The 16,414-nt window shown below is 64.8% G+C and carries 16 protein-coding genes; 8 read left to right on the top strand and 8 right to left on the bottom strand.

Features of this window, described 5'->3' with window-relative positions; all coding sequences use genetic code 11:
* Window positions 1-9 precede the first annotated feature (9 nt).
* A complete protein-coding gene (locus tag BMW28_RS02870; protein ID WP_091813579.1) occupies window positions 10-1,137 on the bottom strand; it encodes a class I SAM-dependent methyltransferase in 1,128 nt (375 codons plus the stop codon).
* Window positions 1,138-1,211: 74 nt separating this feature from the next.
* On the opposite strand from BMW28_RS02870, the gene BMW28_RS02865 reads away from it, so the two are divergent.
* Complete coding sequence (locus BMW28_RS02865) at window positions 1,212-2,027, top strand: SDR family oxidoreductase (protein WP_091813576.1); 816 nt, start codon at window positions 1,212-1,214, stop codon at window positions 2,025-2,027.
* Complete coding sequence (locus BMW28_RS02860; RefSeq protein WP_091813573.1) at window positions 2,024-2,431, top strand: dihydroneopterin aldolase; 408 nt, start codon at window positions 2,024-2,026, stop codon at window positions 2,429-2,431. The genes BMW28_RS02865 and BMW28_RS02860 overlap by 4 nt, the downstream gene beginning before the upstream one ends.
* Here the strand turns inward: BMW28_RS02860 and BMW28_RS02855 are convergent.
* The 3 genes from BMW28_RS02855 to bfr (BMW28_RS02845) all read right to left on the bottom strand — a co-directional run bounded on the left by BMW28_RS02855 (window position 2,421) and on the right by bfr (BMW28_RS02845) (window position 3,778).
* Window positions 2,421-2,654: a (2Fe-2S)-binding protein gene (locus BMW28_RS02855; RefSeq protein ID WP_091813571.1), complete on the bottom strand. Its 234-nt coding sequence runs from the start codon at window positions 2,652-2,654 to the stop codon at window positions 2,421-2,423. The genes BMW28_RS02860 and BMW28_RS02855 overlap by 11 nt on opposite strands.
* 174 nt (window positions 2,655-2,828) lie before the next feature.
* Window positions 2,829-3,299, bottom strand: coding sequence for a bacterioferritin (gene bfr, locus BMW28_RS02850; protein WP_091813568.1), 471 nt, complete (start codon window positions 3,297-3,299; stop codon window positions 2,829-2,831).
* Window positions 3,296-3,778: a bacterioferritin gene (gene bfr / locus BMW28_RS02845; RefSeq protein ID WP_091813565.1), complete on the bottom strand. Its 483-nt coding sequence runs from the start codon at window positions 3,776-3,778 to the stop codon at window positions 3,296-3,298. Before bfr (BMW28_RS02845) ends, bfr (BMW28_RS02850) begins: the two co-directional genes overlap by 4 nt.
* A 346-nt stretch (window positions 3,779-4,124) precedes the next feature.
* Between bfr (BMW28_RS02845) and ttcA the strand changes: the two genes are divergently transcribed.
* The 3 genes from ttcA (at window position 4,125) to BMW28_RS02830 (ending at window position 7,086) form a co-directional block, all read left to right on the top strand.
* Window positions 4,125-5,090 (top strand): tRNA 2-thiocytidine(32) synthetase TtcA, encoded by a 966-nt coding sequence (gene ttcA / locus BMW28_RS02840; protein ID WP_091813562.1) that lies wholly within the window; start codon window positions 4,125-4,127, stop codon window positions 5,088-5,090.
* Between the two features lie 112 nt (window positions 5,091-5,202).
* Window positions 5,203-5,865, top strand: a complete 663-nt coding sequence (locus BMW28_RS02835; RefSeq protein ID WP_091813559.1) for a histidine phosphatase family protein — start codon at window positions 5,203-5,205, stop codon at window positions 5,863-5,865.
* A gap of 279 nt (window positions 5,866-6,144) precedes the next feature.
* Window positions 6,145-7,086, top strand: a complete 942-nt coding sequence (locus tag BMW28_RS02830) for a LysR family transcriptional regulator (protein ID WP_091813556.1) — start codon at window positions 6,145-6,147, stop codon at window positions 7,084-7,086.
* Here BMW28_RS02830 and BMW28_RS02825 read toward each other — a convergent pair.
* Both BMW28_RS02825 and BMW28_RS02820 read right to left on the bottom strand, forming a co-directional pair.
* Window positions 7,083-8,543: an MFS transporter gene (locus BMW28_RS02825; protein WP_091813554.1), complete on the bottom strand. Its 1,461-nt coding sequence runs from the start codon at window positions 8,541-8,543 to the stop codon at window positions 7,083-7,085. The two genes, BMW28_RS02830 and BMW28_RS02825, sit on opposite strands and share 4 nt — an antisense overlap.
* A 129-nt stretch (window positions 8,544-8,672) precedes the next feature.
* Complete coding sequence (locus BMW28_RS02820) at window positions 8,673-9,164, bottom strand: Dps family protein (protein WP_091813551.1); 492 nt, start codon at window positions 9,162-9,164, stop codon at window positions 8,673-8,675.
* Window positions 9,165-9,531: 367 nt separating this feature from the next.
* On the opposite strand from BMW28_RS02820, the gene BMW28_RS02815 reads away from it, so the two are divergent.
* Window positions 9,532-11,160 (top strand): peptide chain release factor 3, encoded by a 1,629-nt coding sequence (locus BMW28_RS02815; protein ID WP_091813548.1) that lies wholly within the window; start codon window positions 9,532-9,534, stop codon window positions 11,158-11,160.
* Window positions 11,161-11,400: 240 nt separating this feature from the next.
* A complete protein-coding gene (locus BMW28_RS02810; protein WP_091813546.1) occupies window positions 11,401-11,691 on the top strand; it encodes a surface-adhesin E family protein in 291 nt (96 codons plus the stop codon).
* 56 nt (window positions 11,692-11,747) lie between these two features.
* Here BMW28_RS02810 and BMW28_RS02805 read toward each other — a convergent pair whose 3' ends face one another.
* Window positions 11,748-12,368, bottom strand: a complete 621-nt coding sequence (locus BMW28_RS02805) for a hypothetical protein (protein WP_091813543.1) — start codon at window positions 12,366-12,368, stop codon at window positions 11,748-11,750.
* Window positions 12,369-12,489: 121 nt separating this feature from the next.
* Here BMW28_RS02805 and BMW28_RS02800 point away from each other — a divergent pair, with 121 nt between their 5' ends.
* Window positions 12,490-13,152 (top strand): glutathione S-transferase family protein, encoded by a 663-nt coding sequence (locus BMW28_RS02800; protein WP_091813540.1) that lies wholly within the window; start codon window positions 12,490-12,492, stop codon window positions 13,150-13,152.
* Window positions 13,153-13,313: 161 nt separating this feature from the next.
* On the opposite strand, the gene BMW28_RS02795 is transcribed toward BMW28_RS02800, so the two are convergent.
* Window positions 13,314-16,406 carry a molybdopterin dinucleotide binding domain-containing protein gene (locus BMW28_RS02795; RefSeq protein WP_091813538.1) on the bottom strand — a complete coding sequence of 1,031 codons (3,093 nt, stop codon included), beginning with the start codon at window positions 16,404-16,406 and terminating at the stop codon, window positions 13,314-13,316.
* Window positions 16,407-16,414 lie beyond the last annotated feature (8 nt).

Here is a 16,414-nt window from a genome sequence, read left to right as displayed (position 1 = left end):
GCAACACACTCACAGCATCCGCAGCCGGTCTCCCCGCGCAAACCCGACGGCCTCCCACGGCTTGCCCTTGCACACCCCCAGCACCTTGAAGAACTCCCCCATCTCGTGCTCCATCACCAGCTTCTGCGCCAGCGCACGCTCGGCCAGGCTGCTCTGCGCCATGCGTTCGGCCAGGCCGCAGTTGAGCAGGAACCAGCCCTGGGTGGTGTAGCCCAGGATTTCCAGCCCCGCGTCCTGCGCAGCCACGGCGATGCCGGTGAAGTTGACGTGGGCGGTGATGTCCTTGTCGCCCACGGCCAGCAGGGGGTTGTCGTCGGCCTGGTGCAGCTGATGGCACATCAGGGTACCCATGTGGCGCTGCGGGTGATAGTACTCGCCTTCGCCAAAGCCGTAGTCGATGAAGAAGGCCGCGCCGCGCCGTAAATGGCGGCCGATGGTGCCGATGAAGGCTTCGGCCTGCGGGTGGATTTCGGTGAGGTAGTCGTGTTCGCCCACAATGTCGAGCGGGGGGCGCAGGTCGGTCGGGCGGTCTTCCCAGGCCCAGCCCTGTTCCGCCTCGTCCCACACCACGCCGCGCTCATGCCAGATGCCGCCCTTGCGCACCAGCAACTGTACCGGCATGGCGTCCAGCACCTCGTTGCCCAGAATCACCCCTTCGATCGCATCGGGCAACTGCGCCGCCCACTGCACCACATCGCCAAAGCGCGCCAGACGCTCCTGCTGCCGCGCGCGCAGGCTGCCGGAGACATCGACGATGGTGTAGCGGCGCAGCGCCACGCCCTGCTGTTGCAAGGCATCGAGCACCTGCTCGGCCAGCGCGCCGCTGCCGGCACCAAATTCCCAGACTTCCTGCGTGCCGGTGCGCGCCAGCGCCTCGGCCACCTGTACGGCCAGCGTGTGCCCGTAAAGCGGACTGATTTCCGGCGCCGTGACAAAATCGCTGCCATCCGCCGGCAGATGCCCGAGCTTGGTGCTGCCATGCGCGTAGTAACCCAGCCCCGGCGCGTACAGCGCCAGATGCATGAAACGGTCGAAGGGCAGCCAGCCGCCGTTCCGGGTCACTTCAGCACGTATGATCGCCTGCAGTGCGGCATTGTCGGAGGCGGGGGTGGACGGAGAGGCAGGAGTGGTTTGCATGCGCGCAATCTACCACCGAATGCCGCCGTTTCCCCGTCGCCCGTTGCCGCAGAAGTGCCGCCCATCGAACTACCATGACTGATACATCCCCTGCCCCTACCGTCCTGATCACCGGCGGCGCCCATCGCCTCGGCGCCGAACTGTGCGAGGTGTTTGCCGGAGCCGGCTGGCATGTGCTGTGCCACTACCAGCGCAGCCTCGATGCCGCCCAGGCCCTGCAGCAGCGCCTGCAGGCGGCCGGCCATCGCATTGACTTACTGCAGGCCGATCTGGGTGATGCCGCACAGCGCCGCACGCTGATGGAGCAGGCCGCCACGTTCGGCCCCCTGCAGGCACTGATCAACAATGCCTCGCTGTTCGAGCCCGACTGTGCCATGGAGTTTGACGAAGCCCAGGCCGGCCGCCAGCTCGGCGTGAACCTGATGGCGCCCATGGACCTGACGCGCCTGATGGCACAGCAACACGCCAGCGATGCCGGTCCCGGCAGCTGCGTGGCGATTCATATCCTGGACCAGAAGGTCTACAACCTCAATCCGGATTACTTCAGCTACACCGTCAGCAAGCTGGCGCTGGAGCGCGCGGTGGAACTGCAAGCGCAGGCGCTGGCCCCGCGCGTGCGCGTGTGCGGCGTGGCGCCGGGCCTGATGCTGGTGAGCGGCCCGCAGACCGACGCCAACTTCGCCGCCGCCAGTCACGCCAACCTGCTGCGTCGCCCGGTCGATCCGCGCGATGTGGCGCGCACCTGCCTGTTTCTGGCCAGTAACGCTTCCATCACCGGCAGCACGGTCTGCGTGGATAATGGGCAGCATCTGGTTCCGCTGCCGCGCGACATCATGTTTGTGGTGGACGAGCTATTGCGACAACACCTGCCACCCAAAACAACAACATGACCGCCATCACATCTTCGACCCACTGGAACGAAGCCCTCGCCCTGTCCTGCCGCCGCCTGTTCCTGCGCAATTACGAGGTGCACATCAACATCGGCGTGCATGATTTCGAAAAGCTGGGCCCGCAGCGCGTGCGCGTGAATGTGGACATGTATGTGCTGCTGAGCCAGTCCACCCCCAAGGCAGACCGTATCCATGAGGTGGTGGACTACGATTTCATTCGCCGCACCATTGCCGCGCGTGTGAACGCCGGGCATATCGAGCTGCAGGAAACCCTGTGCGATGACGTGGCCAACACCCTGCTGGAGCACCCCAAGGTGCAGGCCGTGCGTGTGTCCACCGAGAAGCCGGACGTCTATCCGGACTGTGACGCCGTGGGTGTGGAAGTGTTCCGGATCAAGCGCTGAGCGCTTGCGCCGCCACGACCGAACCGGCAGCCTCTTCCTTGCGCAACGCGGCCATCTGGCCGCTGGTTTGGCATTGAGCCACTACATCGCGCGCATAGCATTCGCAGTTGCCGCATTGCGTGGCAACCCCCAGTTCGAGCTGGATCTCGTCGAAACTCATGCCGGTATGGGCATGGCGTGCGATTTCGCGATCGGAAATGCGCTGGCATACACAGACAATCATTCTGGACTTCCCTGCTGAAAAGTGGACTACGATGCCGACATATTAATTGATAATTGTTTTTATTATCAATCCCTATGACGCGCAGGGTCTTGTGCACGCAACACCTGCAGGCCGCTCTTCAGGCAAGCACAAGGCCGCTGTCTGGCGGCCTTGTGCAGGGTTCGGTCCGGGGGCTCAATCGTCCATCTGGCTCTGCAGGTAGTTCGGCAGCCCCATGCTGCCGATGAGGTCGTGCTGGGTTTCAAGCCAGTCGATGTGGTCTTCGTTCTCGTCCTTGAGTTCGACCAGCAGGTCACGCGAGACATAGTCCTGCTGCTGCTCGCACAGCGCGATGGCCTGCACCAGCGTGGTGTGCTTCTGCCGCTCCAGCCGCAGGTCGCAGGCGAGGATTTCCGGCGCGTCTTCACCGATCAGCAGCTTGCCCAGATCCTGCAGATTGGGCAGACCTTCCAGCAGGAAGATGCGCTGCACCAGCTTGTCGGACAGCTTCATTTCCTCGATGGACTGGTGGTAGATGTGTTCGCCCAGCTCGTCCAGCCCCCAGTTCTTCAGCATGCGTGCATGCAGGAAATACTGGTTGATGGCGATGAGCGAATCGCCCAGCACGGCATTGAGCTGGCGCAGGACGTCGGGATGGCCTTTCATGTGCTGGCTCCTTCACCGGTCTGGCTCTGCAGATAGTTCTGCAGGCCGATCTGCTGGATCAGCCAGAGCTGCTGCTCCAGCCAGTGGGCATGGTCTTCTTCCGTGTCCTTGAGCTGCTCGACCAGCATTTCGCGGCTGACGTAATCCTGATGCTGCTCGCACAGCGCAATGCCCTGCTTGAGTGCCTCGCGCACTTCCAGTTCCACTTCCAGATCGCATTGCAGCATGGCAGGCACATCCGCACCGATTTTCAGCGCCGTTGGCACCATGGCCGGCGTGCCTTCCAGCATGAGGATGCGTTCGATGAGCGCGCTGGCATGGCCGGTTTCGTCTTCCATTTCGTGTGCGATGCGCGCATGCAGGCGGCTGTAGCCCCACTCGTGGTACATGCGGGAATGGATGAAATACTGGTCGCGTGCGGCCAGTTCGCCGGCCAGCAACTGGTTGAGGTAGGCGATGACTTCGGGATTGCCTTTCATGGAGGTCGCTCCTGTTCTGGAATGGAAACTGCAGGGGTATCGCAGTCAGTAGCGCATAGTATGACACCATGAAGCGGGCGCTGCCCTATCCCCATCGGGAATACACTGACGAGGTGCTGCATCCCGGCCCGGTCGTGCCTCGTGCCGGCAGAGCCACACGGATGCAGCGTCACGGACCCGAAAAACGTGACCAGGCAGGCACATCGCTGCCTATCCCTTCGCCCGCAAGGCCGAGGAATGGCAAGGCCATTGCTATCCATGAACCGCCCCAGCGTTTAAAATCGCGGGCTTGGCGCAGCGGCCGCCTTGCCGCATCCCTCTTTGCGCCCCCTATCCCACACCCGCCATGTCCGATATTTTTGCCTCCGAGCTGGCCGAAGAGCAGCCCACCGACACCCATGCCCGCCCCGCCAAGGATTCTGCCGAAGCGCGCCTGCAGCGCGAGATGAACAAGCTCGACAAGCGCCTGTGCCGCCTCACCGGCCAGGCGATTGTCGACTTCAACATGATCGAGGAAGGCGACAAGGTGATGGTGTGCGTGAGCGGCGGCAAGGACAGCTTTACGCTGCTGGACGTGCTGCTCAAGCTGCAGAAGCGCGCGCCGATCCACTTCGACATCGTGGCGGTGAACCTGGACCAGAAGCAGCCGGGCTTTCCGCCCGAGATTCTGCCCGCCTACCTGGAAGGCCTGGGCGTGCCCTTCCACATCGAGACGCAGGACACCTACAGCATCGTCAAGAGCAAGATCCCCGAAGGCAAGACCATGTGCAGCCTGTGCTCGCGCCTGCGCCGCGGCATTCTGTACACGGTGGCGCGCCGTCTGGGCTGCAACAAGATTGCGCTGGGCCACCACCGCGACGACATCGTGGCCACCTTCTTCCTCAACATGTTCTTCGGCGCCAAGCTGAAAAGCATGCCGCCCAAGCTGGTGAGCGACAACGGCGAATTCATGGTGATCCGCCCGCTGGCCTATGTGAAAGAGGCTGACACGGCGCGCTGGGCCGAGCACATGCAGTTTCCCATCATACCGTGCAATCTGTGCGGCAGCCAGGAGCACCTGCAGCGCAAGCAGGTGAGCAACATGCTCAAGGAGTGGGAAAAGACCCACCCCGGCCGCACCGAGATGATTCTGCAGGCGCTGCAAAACGTGGTGCCCAGCCATCTGCTGGACCGCAAGCTGCACAACTTCCGCGATCTGCAGACCACCGGCATCCCCGATGCGGACGGCGACAAGGCGTTTGACGAGGAAGAGTTTGCGCCGCCGCTGGCGTCGATTGCCATCGACAGCATTCCGCTGGCACGCAAGGACTGAGCCTGCGCACCCTCTACGCACGCGCCGTGCAAGTGTTGCACGCGCCCTCTGCCGTGTGCGCAAAACTGCTTTCCGATTCTGAAAATGCATCCGGCGCGGCGATAATTGCGGCATGTCGATTGCCGCCGCCACCCGTCTGCTGATCATCCGCCACGGCGAAACGGCCTGGAATGCCGAACGCCGCATCCAGGGGCATACCGACATTCCCCTGAATGACACCGGACGGCAGCAGGCCAGGGCCCTGGCCGAGGCCCTCACCGACAGTCCGATCCATGCCGTCTACAGCAGCGATCTGCAGCGCGCCGAGGAGACCGGTCGCATCATCGCGGCCAGCCACGATGCCAAGGTGATCACCACACCGCAACTGCGCGAGCGCCATTTCGGACACATCGAGGGCAAGACCTTCATCGACTTCGAGGTGCATTTCCCGGAGGAATCCCTGCGCTGGCGCAAGCGAGACCCGAACTGGGCGCCGCCCGGCGGAGGAGAATCGCTGGCGCAACTGCGCGATCGCATCGTGCAGACCGTGAACGACATCGGCCGCCAGCACAACGGCGAGCATGTGGCCATCGTCAGCCACGGTGGCGTGCTGGATGTGCTGTACCGCTCCGCAGCGCGCCTGGGCCTGCAGGCGGCACGCACCTGGTACCTGCCCAACTGCGCCATCAACCGTCTGCTGTGGACGCCCGATGGCCTGACGCTGATCGGCTGGGGCGACACCCGGCATCTGGATGCACTCGACGGGCCGGCATTGCAGGACAGCAGCGTGCGCTGAGCGCACCGCACCGCACCGCACCGCACCGCACCGGATTGTTGGTCAACCGCAACGCCGCCTGCCAGCCACCCCCTCAGACAAACCCTAGGATGCCGTGCCGATCCCGCTGGCACGGACCTTTTTGTCACTCTGAACACCCCTCTTGATACCGAACAGGTATCAGACCACCGCAATGCCTGGTTCGCCACGCTGAAGTGGGAGAAGGAAATCGCGGCCAGGAACCACACGCAGGGTAACTCGGTGTGGGTCAAGGCGGTGTTCCCGCTCTAAACTTGCCGGATGGACCTGCGTCACATCAAGTATTTTCTGGCCGTTGCCGATGAGCTCCACATGGGGCGCGCTGCGCGCAGGCTGGGCATCTCCCAGCCTCCGCTCACGCGGCAGATCCGGCAAATCGAAGACGAGTTGCAGGTCCAGCTGTTTGTGCGCACGCCGCGCGGCATGGAGCTGACGCAGGCCGGGGAAGTGTTCCGGACCGAGGCAGCCAACATCAGCATGATGGTGTCCGCCGGCATCGACCGCGTGCAGCGTGTCGGGCAGGGACGGCTCGGGCGCCTCGACATCGGGGTGTTCGGTTCCGGCATCTACGACGCCATTCCGGCCTTGCTGCAAAAGCTGCGTGCTTCGCTGCCGGGACTGAACGTGGTGCTGCACACCATGCACCGCGAGGAACAGATCGACGCCCTGCGGCAGCGGCGCATCTCGGCCGGATTCAATCGCATGATGCCGGTGTTGCCGGATCTGGCGCAGGAGCTGGTCACCCTGGAGCCGCTCTGGGCCGTGCTGCCTGCCGGCCATCCCCTGGCCGCCGAGGACAGCCTGAGCCTGGAACAACTGGCCACCCAGCCTTTCGTTCTCTTTCCCAATGCCGGCCGGCCCAATTTCGTGGATCGCGTGATCCGGATCTTTGGCGACAGGGGCCTGGACATCGCGGTTGCGCAGGAGATCGGTGACACGGTCACCGGCATGGCACTGGTGGCGCATGGTTTCGGGGTGACGCTGGTGCCCGAATCCGTCACCCGGGCCATTGCGCTGCGCAACACGGTGTACCGCCCCTTGTCTGACGCCCCGCATGCCCAGATCGACCTGAGTTGCATCTACCGCGCCGACGACGGCTCTCCCCAGCTGCACGCCCTGCTGGCATTGATCCGCGTGCAACGTGCCACCCGGTCGGCCGCCAGGCCGGATGCGGCCGCAACGTGCCAACCGCTCGGCCACTAGGCCGGATGCGTCTGCCGCTGCAACCGCCCCCAGCGCACCAGCGGCCCCAGCAGCAGCAACCCCAGCACCATCCCCGCGCTGAAGTATCCCAGATAGCCCAGTGCCTCGGCCGCATAGCCCGACAGCCAGTGCGCCACGCCGCTCACCGTGGACATGATGCTGACCTGCAAAGTGAAATCGCTGCCGCCGTTGCGGTGACGGCAATAGTCCATCACCGTGGTGAGGACGCCCACCAGCGCCATGCCGGCAGTGAAATGTTCCAGCGCATTGATGCCGTACACCAGCATGTCGAAGGCGGTAAGGCCATCCGCCGCAGACACCTTGCCCGAAAACAATAGCGCGATGAGTGCGTAGCAGCCCGTGGTGAGGGCCTGCAGGGCATTGAAACCCAGCAGCGCCCGCATCCGCGAAACCCGCCGCAGCACCGCATGGCCGGCCACGGCCCCCAGCAGTGACGCACCGGAACCCAGCATCACCACCATGGTGCCGATCTGGCTCTTGCTGTAGCCCATGTCCACCAGCATGGGCTTGACCATGCCGCTGGTGAAGGCATCGCACAGCTTGTAGACCAGCAGCACGCCGAGCCAGGCGCGCAGTTCCGGAGACGAGAGGAAGTAGCCGAATTCGGTGCGCAGGAAATGGCGGATGCGCGGGAGCAGGCCCTGTACGGGGGCAGCGCAAGCCACTTCATCGGCTTGCTGCAGCTCTGCGGGTAGCGCGGTCTGCTCCACCATCTCGCCCGCAGGCAACAGCGCGCGCTTCAGCTCCGCATCGTGGCGGACAGTGCCCGCACCGGCTACGTCCTGGTTCTTGCGCGCGCGCCGCCAGGCCGGCTCGCGCAGCAGCCAGACCGGCACGGTGGTCAGGAGGATCAGCCCCGCCATACCCAGCATCACGGTGCGCCAGGGCGCCATGTCGAGCAGCAGCAGCGCGCCGCCGCCCCCCAGGATCAGTCCCATGCGCGAGCCCGTGACCTGGATCGCGTTGCCCATGCTGCGCTCGCCCGCTGCCAGCAGGCGCACGGCCAGGCCGTCGGTGGACACGTCCTGCGTGGCGCCGGCGAAGGCGAGCAGCATCAGCAGCGAGGCGAACAGCACGGCCATCTGCGGATCGCGCAGCAGGGACGGCTCCAGCAGCGCCAGCCCCGCCACACACAGCAGCGCCACGCCTTGCGTCGGCAGGATCCAGCTGCGGCCCAGGCCGATGCGCGGCCAGTAATAGCGGTCCTGCAACGGGGCCCAGAGGAACTTGAGCCCCCAGGGCATGAGCAGCACCCCGCTCCAGCCGATCAGCACCAGCGAGGCCTGCTGCTCACGCAGGATGACGGGCAGCGCCTGCGTGACAAAGCCTACCGGCAGGCCCTGGGCCAGGTACAGCGCCAGCAACAGCAGGTAGGTGAAACGGGTGGGAGGACGCGCGCCGGACTTGCTTGGCGCGTCGGTGGAGAGCTCTTGCATGTCCGCCCTTTATACAGCGGCTATGCGACGCCCCGTTGACGGCGGCGCTGCGCAGGAACTGGCACGCACGCCGCCCGGCCGGATGCACAGCGCGAACACTGTGGCCGCCCCGATACGGAGCGCAGTCGCTCACTCCTCCAGCAGGCTGCGCAGCATCCAGGCGGTCTTTTCGTGCACGTCGATGCGCTGGGTCAGCACGTCGGCCGTGGGCTGGTCGTTGGCATCGTCCACGACCGGAAACAGCGCGCGCGCAGTGCGGGCGGTGGCTTCCTGCGCCAGTACCAGGTGGCGAATCATGTCGGTGGCTTTCGGCACGCCCTCCACTTCCTGGATCGAAGCGAGCTTGACGAATTCCTTGTAGGTGCCCGGTGCGGGGAAGCCCAGGGCGCGGATACGCTCGGCGATCACGTCCAGCGCGTTCCATTGCTCGGTGTACTGGTCCATGAACATCACGTGCAGGCTGTTGAACTGCGGGCCGGTGACGTTCCAGTGGAAGTTGTGCGTCATCAGGTAGAGCGTGTAGCTGTCGGCCAGCAGTTTGGACAGGCCTTCGGCGATTTTCTTGCGCTTGGCGTCGCTGATGCCGATGTTGACGGGAAGGGAAGCAGATTTCCTGGCCATAGGGTCTCCGTGTTCAAGGTGTCATGCGGAACGGGTGTGTCCGGTGTGTCTTGCATTGTAGGCAGCCCACGCGCCTGTATCGCACACACGTACTTATTGACGTTTTAGGGAAAATCTATGGGCCCGCGCCTGAGCACCGTATCCGGCAGCGGGACATTCCCGGCGTGGCGTTGTGCGCGTTGATGCCGCGCCGCTGCCCTTAGCCCCCCCGGCAAGCCCCGCACCAGCACCGCCGGGCAACGCCGCAACTGGCCGCCAATCACGCTGCACAGTAAAATCATGCTTTTGCACGCACTCGGGCTTCAGGCCTGCATGCGCCTCCAGCCGCCCTGCGCGGCTTTTTCTCATTGTCCCAAAGCCGCGCCCCGTGTCCTACACCCCCGAAACCCGCCGCCGCCGCACTTTCGCCATCATCTCCCACCCCGACGCCGGTAAAACCACGCTGACGGAAAAGCTGCTGCTTTTCTCCGGCGCGATCCAGATCGCCGGTGCGGTCAAGGGCCGCAAGGCCAGCCGCCACGCTACTTCCGACTGGATGGAGATCGAGAAGCAGCGCGGCATCTCGGTGGCCTCGTCGGTGATGCAGATGAGCTACCGCGACCACGTGATCAACCTGCTCGACACGCCTGGCCACAAGGACTTCTCGGAAGACACCTACCGCGTGCTGACGGCCGTGGACAGCGCGCTGATGGTGATCGACGCTGCCAACGGTGTGGAAGCGCAAACACGCCGCCTGATCGAAGTCTGCCGCCAGCGCGACACGCCCATCATCACCTTCGTCAACAAGATGGACCGCGAGGTGCGCGATCCGCTCGACATTCTGGACGAGGTGGAACGCGAGCTGGGCATGCCCTGCTGCCCGATCACCTGGCCGGTGGGCCAGGGCAAGACCTTCGGCGGCATCATCAACCTGCGCACGCAGAGCATGACGGTGTTCCAGGCCGGCAGCGAGAAGCGTCCGCAGGATTTCGAGGTGATTCCGCTGAGCGATGCCGACAAGCTGCGCGCGCGCTTTGGCGACGCTTTCGACCATGCGCTGGAAAGCATGGAACTGGCCGTGGGCGCCTCCGCAGAATGGGACCACGAAGCCTTCCTGGCCGGCAAGCTGACGCCGGTGTTCTTCGGCTCCGGCGTGAACAACTTCGGGGTGATGGAAGTGCTGGATGCGGTGGTCGACATGTCGCCGCCGCCCGGCGCGCGCCTGGCCTATGCCGAGGTCAACCGCAACCGCGAAGAGCGTATCGTGCAACCAGATGACGAGAGCTTTGCCGGCGTGGTGTTCAAGGTGCAGGCCAATATGGACAGCAACCACCGCGACCGCATCGCCTTCGTGCGTGTGGCCAGCGGCAAGTACACGCCGGGCATGAAGATGAAGGTGCAGCGCACCGGCAAGGAGTTGCGCCCGACCAGTGTGGTGACCTTCATGTCGCAGCGCCGCGAGGCGGTGGAAGAGGCCTACGCCGGCGACATCATCGGCTTTACCACGCACGGCGGCGTGCAACTGGGCGACAGCATTACCGACGGGCCGAACCTGCAGTTCACCGGCCTGCCCTTCTTTGCGCCCGAGATGTTCATGACCGTGGTGCTGAAGAACCCGCTGCGCACCAAGCAGCTGCAGCAGGGCCTGATGCAGCTCGGCGAGGAAGGCGCGATTCAGGTGTTCAAGCCCGATGCGGGCGGCAACATGTTGCTGGGTGCGGTCGGCCAGCTGCAGTTCGAGGTGGTGCAGCACCGCCTCAAGACCGAATACGACTGCGAGGTGCGGCTGGAAGGCTGCCAGTACACCGGCGCGCGCTGGATCACAGCCGATACGCCAGCCGAACTGCGCGAGTTCGAGAATGCCTACCCGCTGCGTCTGGCGCACGATGCGGCAGACACGCTGGCCTTTCTGTGCACCAGCCCGTATGACGTGCGGCTGGCGCAGGAGCGCTTTCCGAAGATCCACTTCCATCCGCTGCGCGAGCACGCGGGGCTGTCGCTGGGCAGCGCACACTGAGCGAAGACGCAGCGCAGCCGCCCCATCATCCCGTTCGGATACAAACGGAAGCGGCTGCTTGCATCGTCGTTACAGACTGGCAGGTGGCAAAGGTCATAATCGAACGACCTTTCTATTTTCCCTTTCGGGGCGATTAACTGCCATGACTTTCTCGATATCTGCTTCTTCCCGTCTGTTGGGCGCGCTGGTGGTCGGTGCTGCACTGGGCACCGCCGCGCTGCCGGCTTCGGCGAGGAACTGTTGATCAACCCGAACAGCGTGAAGGAAAACAGCCCGGCCAAGGGCCTGGTCCGCTTTGACGGCATCTGGAACATGAACCACGCCACGCAGCTCGGCCACCGCTCCCTGTCTTCCGAGTTCGTGCTGAACTGCAAGGCAAAAACGTACACCATGAACCAGGTGCGCTACTACGCGCAGCCGCATCTGCGAGGCAAACTGCTGGATCAGTCCAAGGGCAAGGGCCACGACATCCCCGTCACTCGCGAAGACAAGGTGATGAACCAGGTGATGGAAACCTATTGCCCGCGCTAAGCTCTGCCGCCTTCCACGCCAACGGCCGCCCATGAGCGGCCGTTTTCGTCTGGCACTCAGAGCGGGTAATTGGTCAGCCGCGCATAGGCCTGGCGGGTGCCGTTCGAGACCGACTGCACGACCTGGCGATAGGGCGTGTCGTGCTTGGCCTGCAGGCGTGCCGAGGCCAGCGCCAGCGAGCGGCAATACCAGTGGCAACTGTGCTGCAGGAGCAGCAGTTCGGCGCTCATGGTGTAGGCACGCTGCTTGCGCGCGGCGGGGGTTTCCCCATCGGGATGCCGCGCGAGGGCGGCAATGCCCTGGGCATGCACCTGAATCAGGGCGCGCAGATCGAGCACGGCGGAATCGGGCAGCTTGTCGGCCAGCAGGGCCTGCAGCGGTACGCCGCTCATGCGTGTCTGCGCCGGGTCAGCGCGCTGCAGGTCTTCGGCCAGACGGGTGACCTGCTGGCTGAGTGACTGTTCGGTAGCGTCCAGTGTGCCCCAGACCTGCTGCTGGCGCACCGGGTCGGCTTCGCCGAGGGCGCGCAGGTAGCCGTCGATCAGGCTCTCCATCTGCTTTTCGATCTGGTAGGGGCGTAAATGTCCGGCCAGAAAGGCCAGCCGCTTGCGCTGGGCGTTGGCGTTGAGCACCATGGCTGCCAGACCCAGCATGAACACGATGCTGAAAATCTCCATTGCGGCATTGTCGCCGCAAATTCGGCCGCTTAGTACAACTGCTGACTGCACCTGTCATGTTCCGCGCCTACCATGCGCAGAAACGGCGCTGCCGTGCGCTGTCCACTCGAGGAGTTCCCTGATGCCGACTACCCCGCTCACGCTCTACACCCACCCCTACTCCCGCGGCCGCATCGCCCGCTGGATGCTGGAGGAAACCGGCCGCCCCTATGACACCGTGCTGCTCGACTACGGCACGAGCATGAAGGCGGACGAATACAAGACCATCAACCCCATGGGCAAGGTGCCCGCCATCCGGCATGGCGACGTGGTGGTGACGGAAGCCGCCGCCATCTGCGCCTATCTGGCGGACCAGTTTCCGCTGCAGCATCTGGCGCCGGCAGTGACCAGTCCGGCGCGCGGCATCTACTACCGCTGGCTGTTCTTCGCTGCCGGGCCGCTGGAAGCTGCAGTGACGGCGCATGCACTCAATCTGCATCCCGGCACGCCGGAGCAGTCGCGCACTGCCGGCTATGGATCGTATGCCGATGTGCTGGACACGCTGGAGATCGAGCTGGAGCGCACGCTGGACAAGGGCTCCTACCTGTGCGGCGAGCATTTCACGGCGGCTGATCTGTATCTGGCTTCGCACCTGATGTGGGGGCTGCAGTTCGGCACCATCGAGAAGCGCCCGGTGTTCGAGCGTTATATTGCGCCGATCCTGGGGCGCGAGGCGCATTTGCGGGCCTCCGCCATTGATGACGAGCTGGCGGCGACGATGCAGGGAAACCCGGCGCAGACTTGACGCAAGCCGCCTCGTCGGGGCAGCAAGTGCAACGCGCATTCCCTGGCCCGTGCTGAAACGGCCCACCATGGCGGAACGGAGACAAAAAAACCTCCAGCCGTTAGGGGCTGGAGGCCAAACACTCCGGCCCCGAAGGGCCGAGAGCAGGGACAAAACGTTGATCAGGCGCGGCGGATGCGGGCCGGCAGGCCATTGCGCACCGAGGTGCCGGAAACCGAGTCCACCCAGATGTGCTTGCCGCCGCGGGTGGGGTCCTGCAGGCCGATATCGTTGATGTTGATGCCTGCGCGCAGGTCCGGGCGATCGGGCTGTCGCTGGCCGCCCAGGGTGTGGGCACGGGCACCCAGTTCCTTGTGACCGTAGCCGTGCTCGATGGCCACGGTGCCGGGCACCACGCCTTCGTGCACGATCACGGTGCATTTCGCTTCGCCGCCGGGAGTTTGCAGCTTGGCCACGTCACCGGTGCGCAGGCCGGCGCGCTCGGCATCCTGCGGGTGCACGATGGCCGGGTTGTCCGGGTGCACGCCAGTGATGCGGGTGGCGATGCTGTACGAGTTCTGCAGCGGCGACTTGAAACTGATCAGCGTCAGCGGCCAGTCCTGCGGCTTGTACACGTCTCGCATCGGCGTGCCATCGCAGAAGGCGGGCGGCGTCCAGGTGGCGCAGCCGCTGTAGGGCTTGCCGGTCAGGCTGTTCTTGGCGCCGGCGAGGTTGTCGTTCCAGAGCCAGAGCGCCTTTTCGAACTTCCAGGTCTGCCAGTCGGGGTTGGTTTCGTCCTGCGACTGGTTGAGCGGCTGGTAGCGGCCGCCGCGGGTGTAGAGGAAAGCCACCTTGCGCCATTCGTCCTCCTTCACGGTGGACTTGATCAACGGCAGGATGCGCTCCACGCCGGAGAGCTGGATGTCTTCGTCGGTGGCATCGCCCACCGGCTCCTTGCCGGCGAAGGCCACGTTGGCGCCGCCGCGCAGATACCAGTCTTCCGGGCGCTCCAGCGGCACCGGGTTGCCGTCCTTGTCGGTCAGGCCGGCGGGGCCGAAACCGGGCAGGTTCAGCTTCTTCGCCACGGCGATCAGGAAGCTTTCCATGCCGATGGCAATGCCCTCGGGCGTTTTCTCTGCCTTGGGCTCGACCACCGGCCAGCGCGCGGCCATGGTCTTGGTGGGCACGCCAGCCCAGGGCGCCACCCAGCCCCAGCTTTCGTACATCACGCTGTCGGGGACGATGTAGTCGGCATAGGCGCTGCTCTCGTTGATGAGCGGGTCGATGGCGATAATGAGCGGGAGCTTTTTCGGATCCTTGAGCTGTTCGTCGATCAGCGGGCGCAGGCCGGGGATGCCGTAGATCGGGTTGGCCGACCACAGCACCAGCGCCTTCAGGTTGTAGGGATAGCCGTTGAGCGCGGCGGTGAACCATTCGGTGGCCAGGCCGGGCGCGTTGGGGAACCACTGGTCCCTGGCGGGATAGGGTTTCTCGCCGGCTTCCTTGCGCTTCTTGAACTCACTGGTGCGCTCGTAGGGCACGTTGCGGCCCAGCGGGATGCCCTTGGGCTTGATCTCGCCCTCGAAGGTGGCCAGGTTGTAGCGCGGGCCCGGGTTGGCGTCACGGAAGCCGCCGGCGTTGAAGGCAAAGCCGCCCTTGTAGTTGAGGCTGCCGATCAGGGCGTTGAGCGTCATCAGCGCATAGGCGTTGTAGAAGCCGTTGCCGCCCATCATGCCGCCGTGGCTCACCACGCAGGCCTTGCGGCCGTGGCTGGTCAGTTCGGTGGCCAGGCCATTGATGACGTCAACCGGAATGCCGGTGATGTCGGACGCCTGCTTGACGGTCATTTTCTGCGCCGATTCGCGCAGCAGCTGGTAGGCGGTCTTGATGGCAACCTGCTTCTCGCCGATGGTCAGCGGCTGCGTGGCTTCGAGCTGGGCGGCGCCCATGTAGGTACCCGCATCGGCCAGTGCGCCATCCGCGCCCAGCACGTAGTAGGGATCCTTTTCCTTGTAGCGCTCCTCGTCCGTCAGCTCCACCAGGCCCAGGTCGGTGCCGCGCACGAAGCGGCCGAAGCGCGGGTGGCCTTTTTCGGCAATCACCAGCCAGCTGGCGTTGGTGAAGGATGGTTCACCGCCGGCCTTGGCGGCCTCCTGGTTCGGAAAGGCCAGGTAGGCAGTATTGACCTTGTTGTTGTCGAACATCCAGCGCATGATGCCCATGGCCAATGCGCCGTCGGTACTCGGGCGGATCGGCACCCAGTGGCTGCGCGTGGGCACGGCGCGGTTGTCGGCGTTGGTCAGTACCGGATCGACCACCACATAGTCGAGCACGCCCTGCGCGCGGGCCTTGGCCACCAGCGCGCCACTGCGCTTGAACGGGTTGCCGGCGTTGGCCGGGGCGGTGCCGACAAACATGGCGAACTCGGCGTTGGCAAAGTCCACCTTGCCGTGCGGCATGGCCTTCATGTCGCCAAACAGCGCGCCGGAGCCGGAGCGGTAGGCACCGCCGCAATACGATCCGTGGCCCACGTAGTTGAGCGTGCCGAAGGACTGTTTCCAGAAGCGCTGCGAGAAGAAATCGCGGCCGTCATTCACACTCATCACCACGCCGACCTGGTTGACCTTGGCGCCCAGTTCCGGCGCATTGGGGTCGATCGGGGTTTTCAGGTCGCGCAGCTTGGCCAGGCCGTCCACATGGCCTTCGCCGAACAGGTCGCCGCCTTCGGTCACTTCCTTCACCAGCTGCTCGAAGCTGATCGGCTCCCAGCGGCCGCCATTGCGCGGGCCGACGCGCTTGAGCGGGGTCAGCACGCGGAACGGCGAGTTCATCTGGTCCATGGCCGCGTTGCCGCGGCCGCAGGCAGTGGAGCGGCCGCCCAGACCCTTGTTCTTGAAGGCGGAGACGCTGATCAGGCTTTCCTTGAACGGTGCCTTCATCGGCAGGTGCGGATCGGTGGAGAGCGGGTTGTAGGGGTTGCCGGTGACGCGGATCACCTGGCCGCTTTCCTTGTCGATGCGCACGCGCACGCCGCACAGCGTGGTGCAGCCCTGGCAGACGGTGTAGCTCACCTGCTGCTTGGGGTTCATCTTGAGCGCGCCGGTGGCGGGATCGACGCTGAACTCGGGCTCGGGCGAGCGGCCGTGTTCGAAGTGGCGCTCGGGCTGCTCGCCCAGCACGCCCTCTGCCATGCGGCCCAGGGTCTGCGAGAAACCGGCGCCGAAGGCAGCCAGCCCACCGGCGGCGATCAGGTCACGACGTTCCAGTTTTTTCATGTTCGTAC

The sequence above is a fragment of the Allobrachymonas denitrificans DSM 15123 genome (assembly GCF_900110225.1).
GTDB classification, from domain to species: domain Bacteria; phylum Pseudomonadota; class Gammaproteobacteria; order Burkholderiales; family Burkholderiaceae_C; genus Brachymonas; species Brachymonas denitrificans.
Note: the sequence above shows the minus strand (reverse complement) of the source record. Positions and strands in the feature narration are given on the sequence as shown.